This is a genomic window from Pseudomonas migulae, assembly GCF_024169315.1.
Lineage (GTDB): Bacteria > Pseudomonadota > Gammaproteobacteria > Pseudomonadales > Pseudomonadaceae > Aquipseudomonas > Aquipseudomonas migulae_B.
The window spans coordinates 5444972-5457635 of sequence record NZ_JALJWR010000001.1; the positions used below are offsets into that span (position 1 = coordinate 5444972).

The 12664-nt window shown below is 59.4% G+C and carries 13 protein-coding genes; 8 read left to right on the forward strand and 5 right to left on the reverse strand.

Going from position 1 to position 12664, the window contains the following annotated elements; genetic code table 11:
- Nucleotide 1 precedes the first annotated feature (1 nt).
- Both J2Y86_RS24945 and J2Y86_RS24950 read right to left on the reverse strand, forming a co-directional pair.
- Nucleotides 2-460 (reverse strand): tripartite tricarboxylate transporter TctB family protein, encoded by a 459-nt coding sequence (locus tag J2Y86_RS24945; RefSeq protein WP_253437725.1) that lies wholly within the window; start codon nt 458-460, stop codon nt 2-4.
- 59 nt (nt 461-519) lie between these two features.
- The gene (locus J2Y86_RS24950) at nt 520-1497 is read right to left on the reverse strand and encodes a Bug family tripartite tricarboxylate transporter substrate binding protein (protein ID WP_253437728.1); all 978 of its coding nucleotides are present in this window, start codon (nt 1495-1497) and stop codon (nt 520-522) included.
- 390 nt (nt 1498-1887) lie between these two features.
- Between J2Y86_RS24950 and J2Y86_RS24955 the strand changes: the two genes are divergently transcribed.
- Both J2Y86_RS24955 and J2Y86_RS24960 read left to right on the forward strand, forming a co-directional pair.
- Nucleotides 1888-2559 carry a response regulator gene (locus J2Y86_RS24955; RefSeq protein WP_084322654.1) on the forward strand — a complete coding sequence of 224 codons (672 nt, stop codon included), beginning with the start codon at nt 1888-1890 and terminating at the stop codon, nt 2557-2559.
- Complete coding sequence (locus J2Y86_RS24960) at nt 2552-3937, forward strand: sensor histidine kinase (protein ID WP_253437731.1); 1386 nt, start codon at nt 2552-2554, stop codon at nt 3935-3937. Before J2Y86_RS24955 ends, J2Y86_RS24960 begins: the two co-directional genes overlap by 8 nt.
- A 126-nt stretch (nt 3938-4063) precedes the next feature.
- On the opposite strand, the gene J2Y86_RS24965 is transcribed toward J2Y86_RS24960, so the two are convergent.
- Together J2Y86_RS24965 and ygfZ are read right to left on the reverse strand one after the other, a co-directional pair.
- Nucleotides 4064-4885, reverse strand: a complete 822-nt coding sequence (locus tag J2Y86_RS24965) for an HDOD domain-containing protein (RefSeq protein WP_253437735.1) — start codon at nt 4883-4885, stop codon at nt 4064-4066.
- Between the two features lie 34 nt (nt 4886-4919).
- Nucleotides 4920-5861 (reverse strand): CAF17-like 4Fe-4S cluster assembly/insertion protein YgfZ, encoded by a 942-nt coding sequence (gene ygfZ / locus J2Y86_RS24970; protein ID WP_253437738.1) that lies wholly within the window; start codon nt 5859-5861, stop codon nt 4920-4922.
- Between the two features lie 150 nt (nt 5862-6011).
- On the opposite strand from ygfZ, the gene J2Y86_RS24975 reads away from it, so the two are divergent.
- Both J2Y86_RS24975 and J2Y86_RS24980 read left to right on the forward strand, forming a co-directional pair.
- Nucleotides 6012-6266, forward strand: coding sequence for a succinate dehydrogenase assembly factor 2 (locus J2Y86_RS24975; RefSeq protein ID WP_007944081.1), 255 nt, complete (start codon nt 6012-6014; stop codon nt 6264-6266).
- Nucleotides 6250-6702, forward strand: a complete 453-nt coding sequence (locus tag J2Y86_RS24980) for a protein YgfX (RefSeq protein WP_253437741.1) — start codon at nt 6250-6252, stop codon at nt 6700-6702. The genes J2Y86_RS24975 and J2Y86_RS24980 overlap by 17 nt, the downstream gene beginning before the upstream one ends.
- Here J2Y86_RS24980 and nadB read toward each other — a convergent pair.
- Nucleotides 6671-8287, reverse strand: a complete 1617-nt coding sequence (nadB, locus tag J2Y86_RS24985) for an L-aspartate oxidase (RefSeq protein ID WP_253437744.1) — start codon at nt 8285-8287, stop codon at nt 6671-6673. The two genes, J2Y86_RS24980 and nadB, sit on opposite strands and share 32 nt — an antisense overlap.
- Before the next feature lie 557 nt (nt 8288-8844).
- Between nadB and rpoE the strand changes: the two genes are divergently transcribed.
- The 4 genes from rpoE to J2Y86_RS25005 all read left to right on the forward strand — a co-directional run bounded on the left by rpoE (nt 8845) and on the right by J2Y86_RS25005 (nt 12615).
- Complete coding sequence (gene rpoE, locus J2Y86_RS24990; RefSeq protein ID WP_003172477.1) at nt 8845-9426, forward strand: RNA polymerase sigma factor RpoE; 582 nt, start codon at nt 8845-8847, stop codon at nt 9424-9426.
- 30 nt (nt 9427-9456) lie between these two features.
- Nucleotides 9457-10044: a sigma-E factor negative regulatory protein gene (locus tag J2Y86_RS24995; protein ID WP_253437747.1), complete on the forward strand. Its 588-nt coding sequence runs from the start codon at nt 9457-9459 to the stop codon at nt 10042-10044.
- A gap of 8 nt (nt 10045-10052) precedes the next feature.
- Nucleotides 10053-11009 carry a MucB/RseB C-terminal domain-containing protein gene (locus J2Y86_RS25000; RefSeq protein WP_253437750.1) on the forward strand — a complete coding sequence of 319 codons (957 nt, stop codon included), beginning with the start codon at nt 10053-10055 and terminating at the stop codon, nt 11007-11009.
- A 181-nt stretch (nt 11010-11190) separates the two neighbouring features.
- Complete coding sequence (locus tag J2Y86_RS25005) at nt 11191-12615, forward strand: DegQ family serine endoprotease (protein ID WP_253437753.1); 1425 nt, start codon at nt 11191-11193, stop codon at nt 12613-12615.
- Nucleotides 12616-12664 lie beyond the last annotated feature (49 nt).

Consider the following 12664-nt stretch of genomic DNA (forward strand, 5'->3'; position numbering starts at 1 on the left):
ATCAGTTCTCCAGAACGTCGAGCAGGCCCAGAGGCAGTGGCACGTCCATGACTTTGTCGAACAGCAGGTACAGACCGATGCTCATCAGGCAGATGATCACCGCGCCCGGCAACCAGCGTCCGCCGTACAGGCGCGCCATCGGAATGCCGATCAATATGCTGCTGAGGATAAAGCCCAGAGGTTCGAACAATCCGGCGAATACCAGCAGCAGCAACACGCAGAGGCCAATCTTGGTCAGGGTTTCGCGATCCATCGGCGGATCTTCATCGGTGTGTTTGATCGGCGAGGGGCGATACACCATGTAAACCAGTCCCAGGCCCATCAGGCCCAGCATCAACAGGGGAAAGGCCCGTGGTCCGATTGGTTCGTAGGAAAAAGGTGCCTGGTAGGGCCAGGCCATCAGCACCAGGCTGAGACAGGCCAGCAACAGCACCGACGCAAAAATGCGTTGTAAGAGCATAGGAAACTCCTGTGCCGCGGCCCCGCAGAACGGGGGCCGCAGCAGCTAGACAGAGGCGATCACTGAATCAGGCCGAACTCTTTGGCCAGCACTTTGTAGTCCGCGACCTGCTTCTTCACGTAGGTGTCCAGCTCCGGGCCGGTCATGGCGAACGGGAACAGTTCACGCTGATCGCGCAGCTTGGCGAATTCGGGTGAGGCCAGCAGTTTGTCGAAGGAGTCTTTCCACCAGGCGTAGTCTTCATCGCTGACTTTTGGCCCGAGGTAGAAACCGCGAACCACTGGCCAGACGATGTCGTAGCCTTGCTCCTTGGCGGTCGGAATGTCTTTCATTTCCGGCTCGTCCAGGCGTTTCTCGGAGAACACCGCCAGCAGGCGCATGTCGCCGCTCTGAATGTGCGGCATGGAGTCGGAGATGTCGGTGCTGCCGACCTGAATGTGGCCGCCGAGCAGCGCGGTGGCAATTTCACCGCCACCTTCGAGGGCGACGTAGCGCAAGTCGCGCGGGTTGATCCCGGCGGCCTTGGCAATCAGCGCGGTTTGCATCCAGTCCTGGCTGCCGACGGTGCCGCCGGAACCGATCACCACTTTGCTCGGATCTTTCTTCAACGCTTGAACGAGATCGTCCAGGGTCTTGTAAGGCGAATCGCTTTTCACCGCGATGGCGCCGTAGCTGGTGCCGACGGCGGCCAGCCAGCGCACGTTGGTTTCATCGAAGCGACCGAACTTGCCCTGCGCCAGGTTCAACAGCGATCCGCTGGACCACGCCACGAGTGTGCCCGCATCGGCCGGACGCTGTGCGACCACCGCGTTATACGCCACTGCGCCGACACCGCCCGGCATGTAGGTCACGCGCATCGGTTTGGTCAGCAGTTTTTCGTTGACCAGCGCGCTCTGCGCCAGTTTGCAGGTCAGGTCGAAACCGCCGCCGGGCGAGGCCGGGGCGATGCATTCCGGGCGTTTCGGCTCGGCCATCAATTGGCCGGCGAACAGCATGCAGCTGGCGGCGAGGGCGAAACGGCGCAGTGATTGATTCATGGGTGTCTCCACTGGAGTTGTTGTTTTTGGGGATGTTTCAGATGCGGCGGTTTCGCGTCGCGCAGCCGTTGACGGCGCCGACGAGCGTATACGAAGGGGAGCGAGAAAAGGGGTGGGGCGGGCAAATCTGGAGCGGCGTGGACAGCATGGCGAAGTACCTCGTTATTGTTCTTATTGGCGAAAACGCATCAAGGCGTTTTTCGGGAGCTACATTTCAAAGCACGACGGATGGCTCGCAGTCGAAACCATCCGTGGGCCGACTCTAACCGTCGAACCTTTCACTAACCTTTCAGCAGACTTTCACGGCTTTCAGGCTTCACACCGGCGGATGCGGCTGTAAACTCCGCGCCAAAGAATGGCGTCGAACATCCCTGAATGAGGTAAAGATCCATGCGTGTTCTGCTCGTCGAAGACCATCTGCAACTTGCCGACAGTGTCGCCCAGGCGCTCAAGAGCACCGGGTTGACCGTGGATGTGCTGCATGACGGTGTGGCCGCCGACCTGGCGTTGAGCAGCGAGGAATACGCCATGGCGATCCTCGACGTCGGCCTGCCGCGCATGGATGGTTTCGAAGTGCTGGCGCGCCTGCGGGCCCGGGGCAAGAACCTGCCGGTGCTGATGCTGACCGCGCGCAGCGACGTCAAGGACCGGGTCCATGGCTTGAACCTTGGCGCTGACGATTACCTGGCCAAGCCTTTCGAACTGACCGAACTCGAAGCCCGGGTCAAAGCCTTGCTGCGCCGCAGCGTGCTCGGCGGCGAGCGCCAGCAGACCTGCGGCGTGCTGGCTTACGATCTGGACACCCGGCGCTTCACCCTTGGCGAAGAATTGCTGACCCTGACCTCCCGCGAACAGGCGGTGCTCGAAGCCCTGATTGCCCGTCCCGGTCGGGTGATGAGCAAGGAGCAACTGGCTGCCCAGGTGTTCGGTCTGGACGAAGAAGCCAGTCCCGACGCCATCGAAATCTACGTCCACCGCTTGCGCAAGAAACTCGACGGCCAACCGGTCGCCATCGTGACCTTCCGCGGTCTCGGCTATTTGCTGGAAAGCCGCGATGCATAAGCCCAGCAGCCTGCGCTGGCGGTTGCTGTGGAACCTCGCGCTGTTGCTGGTGGTGTTGATGCTGGCCAGTGGTTTGAGCGCGTACTGGAACGGGCGCGAGGCCGCCGACACCGCGTACGACCGGACCTTGCTGGCCTCGGCACGAACCATCGCCGCCGGGGTGTCCCAGCGCGATGGCAGCCTCAGCGCCGACGTGCCCTACGTGGCCCTCGATACCTTTGCCTACGACAGCGCCGGGCGGATTTTCTACCTGGTCAATGACATCAACCAGAAGTTGATCTCCGGTTACGAAAACCTGCCGCCCCCGCCGCCGGGCACGCCGCGCACCGATGACTATCCGGCGCTCGCACGTTTCTACAACGCAACGTATCAGGGGCAGAACGTGCGGGTGGTGAGCCTGCTCAAACCCGTGAGCGAGCCGAACATGAACGGCATGGCGGAAATCCGCGTGGCGGAAACCGATGAAGCGCGGGTCAGCATGGCTCGTAGCCTGGCGGCGGACACGTTGCTGCGATTAGGCATGCTGGCGGTCGGCGCATTGCTGATGGTCTGGTTTGCAGTCAGTGCGGCGTTGCGTCCATTGGAGCGCTTGCGCACGGCGGTGGAGGAGCGGCAGTCCGACGATCTGCGGCCGCTGCCGTTGGTGGAAGTGCAGCACGAATTGTGGCCGCTGGTGCGCGCGCTCAATCACTTTACCGAGCGCCTGCGCGGGCAGTTCGAACGACAGGCGCAATTCATCGCCGATGCTGCCCATGAACTGCGCACGCCACTGGCGGCGCTCAAGGCCCGGCTTGAACTGGGCCTGCGCTCGACCGAACCGGAGACTTGGCGCAACACCTTGGAAACAGCCGCACAAGGGACGGACCGCTTGACCCATCTGGCCAACCAACTGCTCTCATTGGCGCGGGTCGAGAACGGTGCCCGGGCGATCGCCGAGGGCGGCGCGCAGTTGCTGGACTTGAGTCAGCTGGCCCGCGAACTCGGCATGGCCATGGCGCCGCTGGCCCATGCCCGCGGCGTGGCATTGGCGCTGGAGGCGGACGAGCCGGTTTGGCTGCGCGGTGAGCCGACGCTGTTGAATGAGCTATTGAGCAATCTGGTGGATAACGCCTTGGCCCATACGCCGTCCGGCGGCAATGTGATCCTGCGGGTTTCGGCACCGGCGGTGCTGGAGGTCGAGGACGACGGTCCGGGGATTCCTCTTGAAGAACGCGACCGGGTGTTCGAGCGCTTCTATCGACGCAATCAGCAAGTCGCCGGCTCGGGATTGGGGTTGGCGATTGTTGGCGAGATTTGCCGTGCGCATTTGGCGCAGATCAGCCTGCACGATGGTGAGCAGGCGGGGTTGAAGGTGCGGGTGAGTTTTATCGCGGGGTAATTTTGTGGTGTCAGGTCAGGCCCCTTCGCGAGCAAGCCCGCTCCCACACTTGAACGAGTTCTTCCTGAAGAAATTCGATCGAATGTGGGAGCGGGCTTGCTCGCGAAGGGCGCGCTGCGGTCTCGGCTAGTAAAACATCGACCGCGACTCTTCCAGATCCCTGCACATCGCTTCGTTCTCCGGATCGATCCCGAGCTTCCTGAAGGCCGGCACGCTGAGCGGGTCGATACGGGCGATGGGATGGTCGGTGTCCTTGTGGCAATACAAACTGGCCACCTGCACCAGATCCACATAGTCGACGCGCTCGGACTCACGCTTGAAGTCCAGATACAGCCCCGGCACTTGTACCAGCATTTCCGGAAATTCCCAGACCCGCAGCAACTTGTCGCCGAGCAGCGGGTGAATCTGGTCGATCACATGATTCAGGCTGACCGGGTCCGATAGCAGCTCGTAATGGTCTTCGGCGTAGGTCAGGATCGGCAATACGCCGATCTGATGCACCAGCCCGCCGAGTGCCGCCTGATCAGGTTTGAGTTGGGTGTAGTTGCGGCACAATGCGTAGCTGACGCCGGCGATTTCCAGGCTTTTGCGCCAGACATCGCGCATTTTTTTCTCCACCACGTCGGAACGCGCGTGGAAAATCTGCTCCATGACCAGGCCAATGGCCAGGTTGCTGCTGTAGTTGATGCCCAGGCGCGTGATGGCCGTGTGCAAGTCAGTGACTTCCTGGGTCGCGCGAAGGAGTGGGCTGTTGACCACTTTGATCAGGCGCGCCGACAACGCGGTGTCACGGCCGATCACTTTACTCAGGGTACTGACACTGATTTCCGGGTCTTCAGCGGCCTTGCGAATCTGCAGGGCCACTTCCGGTAATGTCGGCAGAACCAGGTCATCGTTATCGATGGCCTCAACCAAATCCTGTTGGACCTTATCCGCCAGCTCACTCATTTCATTTCTCTAGGTGTTGCGACAAGTGCTGCCGTTAACGCTGGATCTCGCGATCGCGATCCAGTTCATAAGGCAGGTCGAGCAGGTGCAGGGCTGGCCCTTCGAGTGCGCCCAGATGGACATCACCGCCTTCGGCTGCTTCGGCTTGCAGCACGGCCAGGAGCTCAATGTTTTGTCCGGTGTGTGCGGCGAGCACCACTTCGCCGATGGAACTGCCGTGGGTCGGGGAGAACAGTTGAGTGCCGGGCTCAGGCAAGTCATTGGCGTCCAGCTTGAGACGATACAAGCGGCGCTTGAGTTTGCCCAGGTACTGCATCCGCGCGACGATTTCCTGGCCGGTGTAGCAACCCTTTTTGAAACTCACGCCGCCGACCGCTTGCAGGTTGAGCATCTGCGGAATGAACAGCTCGCGGGTGCTCGGCATGACCTGGCCGATCCCTGCGCGGATCTGACCCAGCAGCCATTGATTGAGATCGCCTTCGGTCAACAGGGCAGCTAACCGGCCTTTGATGGCGTCGGCCTGATCGGCGGCAACCCAGAGCTCGGCACGGTCCGGCGAAACGCGGACAGCGATCAGCCCGTCATTGCGCGCAACGCTGTCGGTGTCTGCCGGCAGGTCAAGGCCCAGGCTGATCAGGGCGGCATCGCCATGGTTAACACCGAAGCGGACCCATGCGGCGCTTTCATCGGTCAATTTGGACTTGGAGAACACCGCGTATTTTTTCAGGTCCGCCAGTTGCGGTTCCAACAGCTCGGTGGCCATGGCCATGAGCACGCCGTCACCTTGCAGCAGAATGCGGAAACTCGATTGCATCCGGCCTTTCTGGGTGCAGCGCGCGCCGAGGCTGGACTGGGTGTCGCTCAGGTAGTTGAGGTTGCAGGTCAGTTGGCCTTGCAGGAATTTACCGGCATCCGCGCCGCGGACCGCGAGAACGCCTTCGTGAGTCAGGGTGCAGAAAAAAGCAGAATCGGCCATGGGTCATCGCAGGAATGAAGAGTCTGGGGGACATCATAAGGGGGCGCCCATGAAATGGGTAGTTCACAAAAGGTCGGTAGTGCCCGACCAAAGCCGACTGTTCGATGGAGTCGGGGGCTGTATACTTGCCGCCTATTTGAGGAGCGCTCCATGGTCGAAGATGTTGAACTGAATCGCCTCTACTGGCATAGCCGTCGCGGCATGCTTGAACTTGACGTGTTGCTGGTACCGTTCGTGAAAGAGGTTTACCCGCACCTCAACGATGTCGACCGCGATTGCTACCGCAAACTGCTCGAATGCGAAGATCAGGACATGTTCGGCTGGTTCATGGAGCGCGCCGAATCGGAAGATCCGGAGCTTCAGCGCATGGTTCGCATGATCCTGGATCGTGTCCAGCCCAAGTAATGGGTTCGAATGCCGCTGGCATGCCTCACGGCAGTTGCTGGCGGCGTATCTGTTGGCTCAGCTGTTCGCGCTGGGTTCGTTTATTTTTCTTTCGATACCGGTCTGGGCCAGTTCGCTCGGTGCCTTGTGCTGTCTGGCGCATGGCGTTTGGGCATTGCCACGACAGATTTTGCTGACACATCCACAAGCGTTTAGCGGTTTGCGTCGCGATACGGATGGCTGGCAGTTATGGAGTCAGGCGGCCGGTTGGCAGGCGGTTCAGCTGCAGCGGGACAGCCTGGCGTTGCCGTTGGTCGTGGTGTTGCGTTTTCGTTTGCAGGGCGAGCGGCGGATCCGGTCGATTTGCGTGCCACGGGATTCGCAGGCGGCGGATCTGCACAGACGCCTGCGGGTTCGGCTCACGTTCAGTCGGCGTAGGTGGGCGGCACCAGAATAGTGTCCAGCGCCACCGGCAGCAGGTTCGGGTAGTCGAGGGTGTAATGCAGGCCGCGACTTTCCTTGCGCTCCATGGCTGACAGAATCATCAATTCGGCGACCTGGGCCAGGTTACGCAGTTCGATCAAATCCCGGCTGACCTTGTAGTTGCTGTAGAACTCGTCGATTTCGTCCAGCAACAACTGCACGCGGTGCTGCGCCCGTTGCAGGCGCTTGTTGGTGCGCACGATGCCGACGTAGTCCCACATGAACCGCCGCAGTTCATCCCAGTTGTGCGCAATGATCACGTCTTCATCCGAATCGGTGACCTGGCTGGCGTCCCAGACGGGCAGGGCGACGGGAATCGAAACCTGTGGCAACTGTTCAAGAATGTCTGCCGCCGCCGAGCGCGCGTAGACGAAACACTCCAGCAGCGAGTTGCTGGCCATGCGGTTGGCGCCGTGCAGGCCGGTGAAGCTGGTTTCGCCAATCGCATACAGCCCCGGCACGTCGGTGCGACCCTGCTGATCGACCATCACGCCGCCGCAGGTGTAGTGCGCCGCCGGAACCACCGGGATCGGTTGCTTGGTGATGTCGATGGAAAACTCGAGGCAGCGCTCGTACACCGTCGGGAAGTGCGTTTTGATAAAGGCTTCCGGCTTGTGACTGATGTCCAGATAGACGCAGTCGATACCGAGTCGCTTCATCTCATGGTCGATCGCCCGGGCGACGATATCCCGTGGCGCCAGCTCGGCGCGCGGGTCGAAACGTTGCATGAAACGTTCGCCGTTGGGCAGCTTCAGGTGTGCGCCTTCGCCACGCAACGCCTCGGTAATCAGGAAACTCTTGGCCTGCGGGTGATACAGGCAGGTCGGGTGGAACTGGTTGAATTCCAGGTTCGCCACCCGGCAGCCTGAACGCCAGGCCATGGCGATGCCGTCACCGCAGGCGCCGTCGGGGTTGCTGGTGTAGAGGTAGACCTTGGCGGCACCGCCAGATGCGAGGATTACGAAGCGTGCGCCATAGGTGTCGACTTCGCCTGTGCCACGATTGAGGACGTAAGCGCCGAGGCAGCGATCGCCTTCAAGGCCCAGGCGTTTTTCAGTGATCAGGTCGACCGCGACGCGCTGTTCCAGCAGTTCGATGTTCGGCCGCTGTCTGGCCTTGTCGAGCAACGTTCTGAAAATCGCTGCACCGGTGGCATCGGCGGCGTGAATGATGCGCCGATGGCTGTGACCGCCTTCACGGGTCAGATGGAATTCGAAGCCGCCGTCCTCGGTGCCGGACTGCTCGTCGCGGGTAAAAGGCACGCCCTGGTCGATCAGCCATTGAATGGCTTCCTTACTGTGCTCGACTGTGAAGCGCACTGCGTCTTCGTGGCACAGGCCGCCGCCGGCGTTGAGGGTGTCATCGACGTGGGACTCAACGGTATCGGTGTCGTCCAGAACGGCAGCGACACCGCCCTGGGCCCAGAAGGTCGAGCCATTGGCGAGGTCGCCTTTGCTCAGTACGGCGATACGCAAATGATCGGGCAAGGTCAGCGCAAGACTCAAACCGGCTGCACCGCTGCCAATGACCAGAACATCGTGTTGAAACTGTTGGCTCATTTCAGGATTCCGCTCAAAGCGACCCGGGTCGGGGTTGGCGCCAGACTCCTGGAACGGCGAGTCAAGGCGGCCACACAGCCCACTAGTATATAGAGGGGGGGACCGGCACAATAGCCGGGCTGACATGGCATTGTGAAACTACAGTGACAGAAAAGACCTGACGCTTCGTCGGATGGTTTTTCGGCCCGTTCGGCGACAAGACGACTGTATCGTGGATTTAACAGTCTTTTTCCGTTCAGGGTTGCACAATGTCGGCCTGGCACAGCTATAAATAATTGGAACTTTTGCCAAAGGCCCAAGATCAATAGACCGTTGCCTGAATCAAGGGACAGTGTCGGCTTCAGCGCGGGATTGCAATTTGATCCTTGCTGTCGAATCCGATGACAAGATTATTCGCGCAGCCGGGTTAGCTCGAGCTGCGCTTTTCGTGCGTGCCAGTCAGAGCCCGCAGGAAACTTGCTTGGAGGGGGAGAACTTTTGCGAAAAGCCCGAGTCTATGTTTGCAAGTCTGGTCGTTTAGTTATGCAAGCTTCCTCCGAGCTTATCGAGGAGAGTTCATGCTAACCCAGGAAGAGGATCAGCAGCTCGTCGAACGCGTTCAACGCGGCGACAAGCGAGCTTTCGATCTGCTAGTGCTGAAATACCAGCACAAAATTCTCGGGTTGATCGTGCGTTTTGTGCACGACACCCATGAAGCCCAGGATGTGGCGCAGGAAGCCTTTATCAAGGCATACCGTGCGCTTGGAAATTTTCGCGGAGACAGCGCGTTTTATACGTGGCTTTACCGCATCGCCATCAACACGGCGAAAAACTATCTGGTTTCACGCGGCCGTCGGCCGCCGGATAGCGATGTCAGTTCCGAGGATGCAGAGTTCTACGATGGCGATCATGGCCTCAAGGATCTCGAGTCGCCAGAACGTGCATTGCTGCGGGATGAGATCGAAGGCACCGTCCATCGAACCATTCAGCAACTGCCAGAAGATTTGCGTACGGCTTTAACTTTACGTGAATTCGATGGTCTGAGTTACGAGGACATTGCGAGCGTCATGCAATGTCCGGTGGGTACCGTGCGCTCCCGGATTTTCCGCGCTCGGGAGGCCATCGATAAAGCCCTGCAGCCGTTGTTGCAGGAAAACTGAGACAGCGGCGACAGCCAAGAGAGGAACGCCATGAGTCGTGAAGCCCTGCAGGAATCGCTGTCCGCAGTGATGGATAACGAAGCGGACGAATTGGAATTGCGTCGGGTATTGAATGCCTTTGACGATGTTGAAACCCGTGATACATGGGCTCGTTATCAGATCGCTCGGGCAGTGATGCACAAGGATTTGCTGCTTCCACGTCTGGATATCGCTGCGGCAGTTTCCGCTGCGCTGGCTGACGAAGCCGTACCGGCAAAAGCTTCCCGTGGTCCATGGCGTAGCCTGGGTCGTCTGGCAGTTGCAGCTTCGGTCACCGTTGCCGTATTGGCAGGTGTTCGTCTGTACAACCAGGACGAGATCGCTGGCGTTGAACTGGCGCAGCAATCCACCCAACCGGGTCTGGCCGTTCCTCAAGTGAAAGGCCCAGCTGTATTGGCCGGCTATAATGAGAGTTCGGAAGCCACTGGTCCTATGGCCAACGGCGTATTGCAAGGTCAACCGGGCTGGCACGATCAGCGTATGCCTGGCTACTTGCGCCAACATGCTCAACAGGCTGCAATGAAAGGTACTGAGAGCGCTCTGCCTTACGCTCGTGCAGCAAGCCTGGAAAACCGTTAAGGAGGATCATGCGCGCCATACCTCTACTTTCGCTTCTGCTCGGTGGCTGGTTCATTGTTCCAGCCCACGCCGATGAAGCCCAAGACTGGTTGACCCGTCTTGGTCAGGCCGAGCAACAGCAAAGCTTTCACGGTACTTTTGTCTACGAGCGAAACGGTAGTTTTTCTACCCACAACATCTGGCACCGCGTCCAGGATGGCAAGGTCCACGAGCGTTTACTCCAGCTCGACGGCTCTGCTCAGGAAGTCGTGCGCATTGATGGGCATACTCAATGCGTCAGCGGCACCTTGATCGCAGGACTTGGGGACTCCCCCAATTCCGCTGCTCGTACACTCGATCCACAGAAGCTCAAGAATTGGTACAACCTTGCCGTCATCGGCAAGTCGCGTGTGGCCGGGCGTTCCGCTGTCATCGTTTCCCTGACGCCTCGCGATCAGCACCGTTACGGTTTTGAACTGCATCTGGATAAAGAAACCGGTTTGCCGCTCAAGTCACTGCTCCTGACTGATAAAGGGCAGTTGCTGGAGCGATTCCAGTTCACGCAGCTGGATACCTCCGACGTTCCTTCCGACAGCGATCTTCAGCCGGGCAGTGATTGCAAGACCGTCGCTCTCGAAAGCGACAAGTCCTCAGCGGTCAAGGTCGCCCAGACCTGGCATTCGGACTGGTTGCCTGCAGGGTTCGAGCTGACCAGCAGTACCTCGCGCAAGGATCCAGAGACCAAAACCCAGGTCAACAGTCTGATGTATGACGATGGACTGGCTCGTTTCTCGGTATTCCTTGAACCACTGAATGGCGCAGCCGTCACTGATACTCGCACTCAGCTCGGTCCGACCGTTGCGGTATCCCGACGCTTGACCACGCCTCAGGGCGATATGATGGTCACCGTGGTGGGTGAAATCCCGGTAGGTACCGCTGAAAGGATTGCGCTGTCCATGCGCACCGATGCCACTGCGACCCAGTAGTGAGCTCGTATCGAAATGTTTGGTGAGCATTTCAGTTTGCAAATATCCCTAAAATTTTTTATAGGTCAGAGCCCCTCGGCTCTGGCCTTGTTTGTTGTTCCCGGAACAAAAATACCGGCGTATCGTTCCCGGTGTTCCTTGCTCCATATCGCTTAACCATGCTCGTCGTAACGGGAGCCGTATGTCGATACCACGCTTGAAGTCTTACCTCTCCATTTTTGCCACTGTACTGGTGCTCGGCCAGGCCGTCGCTGCTCAAGCAGTCGAGTTGCCTGACTTTACGCAACTGGTCGAACAGGCCTCGCCTGCCGTGGTGAACATCAGCACCACACAGAAACTGCCGGATCGCAAAGTGAACGAACAGATGCCTGACCTTGAAGGCTTGCCGCCGATGTTGCGCGAGTTCTTCGAGCGCGGCATGCCGCAGCCGCGTTCACCTCGCGGTGATCGTCAGCGCGAAGCCCAATCCTTGGGTTCGGGTTTCATCATTTCGTCTGATGGCTACATCCTCACCAACAATCATGTGATCGCCGATGCCGACGAAATTCTCGTTCGCCTGGCTGACCGCAGTGAGCTGAAAGCCAAGCTGGTTGGCACCGATCCACGTTCCGACGTGGCCTTGTTGAAAATAGAAGGCAAGGATCTGCCAGTCCTCAAGCTTGGCAAATCCCAGGACCTGAAAGCCGGCCAGTGGGTCGTCGCCATCGGCTCGCCATTCGGTTTCGACCATACGGTGACTCAGGGCATCGTCAGCGCCGTCGGTCGTAGCCTGCCGAACGAAAACTACGTACCGTTCATCCAGACCGACGTTCCGATCAACCCGGGTAACTCCGGTGGTCCGCTGTTCAACCTGGCAGGCGAAGTCATCGGGATCAACTCGCAGATCTACACCCGTTCCGGCGGCTTCATGGGCGTGTCGTTCGCGATTCCTATCGACGTGGCCATGGACGTTTCCAATCAGCTGAAAAGCGGCGGCAAGGTCAGCCGTGGCTGGTTGGGCGTCGTCATTCAGGAAGTGAACAAGGATTTGGCCGAATCGTTCGGTCTGGATAAGCCTGCCGGCGCGCTGGTGGCACAAATCCAGGATGATGGTCCGGCAGCCGCCAAGGGCGGCTTGCAAGTGGGCGACGTGATCCTCAGCATGAACGGTCAGCCGATCGTCATGTCTGCCGATCTGCCGCATTTGGTCGGCGCGTTGAAGGCGGGCTCCAAGGCCAATCTTGAGGTGATTCGTGAAGGCAAGCGTCAGAATGTCGAGCTGACGGTTGGCGCCATTCCTGAGGAAGGCAAAGAACTGGCTTCCGCAAAAGCCAGTGTCGAGCGCAGCAGCAATCGCCTGGGCGTTGCCGTCGCCGAGCTGACCGACGAGCAGAAGAAAGCCTACGACCTCAAGGGCGGCGTGGTAATCAAGGAAGTGCAGGACGGTCCTGCTTCTCTGATCGGCCTGCAGCCAGGTGACGTCATTACTCACTTGAACAATCAGGCGATCGGCTCTGCCAAGGAGTTCACTGATATCGCCAAGGCTTTGCCGAAGAATCGCTCGGTGTCGATGCGGGTTCTGCGTCAGGGTCGCGCCAGCTTCATCACTTTCAAACTGGCTGAATAAACCGGTTGTCGGCTGAATGAAAAACCGCCTCGAAAGAGGCGGTTTTTTT

Excerpts from the sequence above, each read along its gene's own strand:
- J2Y86_RS24945 (WP_253437725.1), bottom strand. The coding sequence starts at position 460 with ATGCTCTTACAACGCATTTTTGCGTCGGTGCTGTTGCTGGCCTGTCTC.
- J2Y86_RS24950 (WP_253437728.1), bottom strand. The coding sequence starts at position 1,497 with ATGAATCAATCACTGCGCCGTTTCGCCCTCGCCGCCAGCTGCATGCTG.
- J2Y86_RS24955 (WP_084322654.1), top strand. The coding sequence starts at position 1,888 with ATGCGTGTTCTGCTCGTCGAAGACCATCTGCAACTTGCCGACAGTGTC.
- J2Y86_RS24960 (WP_253437731.1), top strand. The coding sequence starts at position 2,552 with ATGCATAAGCCCAGCAGCCTGCGCTGGCGGTTGCTGTGGAACCTCGCG.
- J2Y86_RS24965 (WP_253437735.1), bottom strand. The coding sequence starts at position 4,885 with ATGAGTGAGCTGGCGGATAAGGTCCAACAGGATTTGGTTGAGGCCATC.
- ygfZ (WP_253437738.1), bottom strand. The coding sequence starts at position 5,861 with ATGGCCGATTCTGCTTTTTTCTGCACCCTGACTCACGAAGGCGTTCTC.
- J2Y86_RS24975 (WP_007944081.1), top strand. The coding sequence starts at position 6,012 with ATGGTCGAAGATGTTGAACTGAATCGCCTCTACTGGCATAGCCGTCGC.
- nadB (WP_253437744.1), bottom strand. The coding sequence starts at position 8,287 with ATGAGCCAACAGTTTCAACACGATGTTCTGGTCATTGGCAGCGGTGCA.
- rpoE (WP_003172477.1), top strand. The coding sequence starts at position 8,845 with ATGCTAACCCAGGAAGAGGATCAGCAGCTCGTCGAACGCGTTCAACGC.
- J2Y86_RS24995 (WP_253437747.1), top strand. The coding sequence starts at position 9,457 with ATGAGTCGTGAAGCCCTGCAGGAATCGCTGTCCGCAGTGATGGATAAC.
- J2Y86_RS25000 (WP_253437750.1), top strand. The coding sequence starts at position 10,053 with ATGCGCGCCATACCTCTACTTTCGCTTCTGCTCGGTGGCTGGTTCATT.
- J2Y86_RS25005 (WP_253437753.1), top strand. The coding sequence starts at position 11,191 with ATGTCGATACCACGCTTGAAGTCTTACCTCTCCATTTTTGCCACTGTA.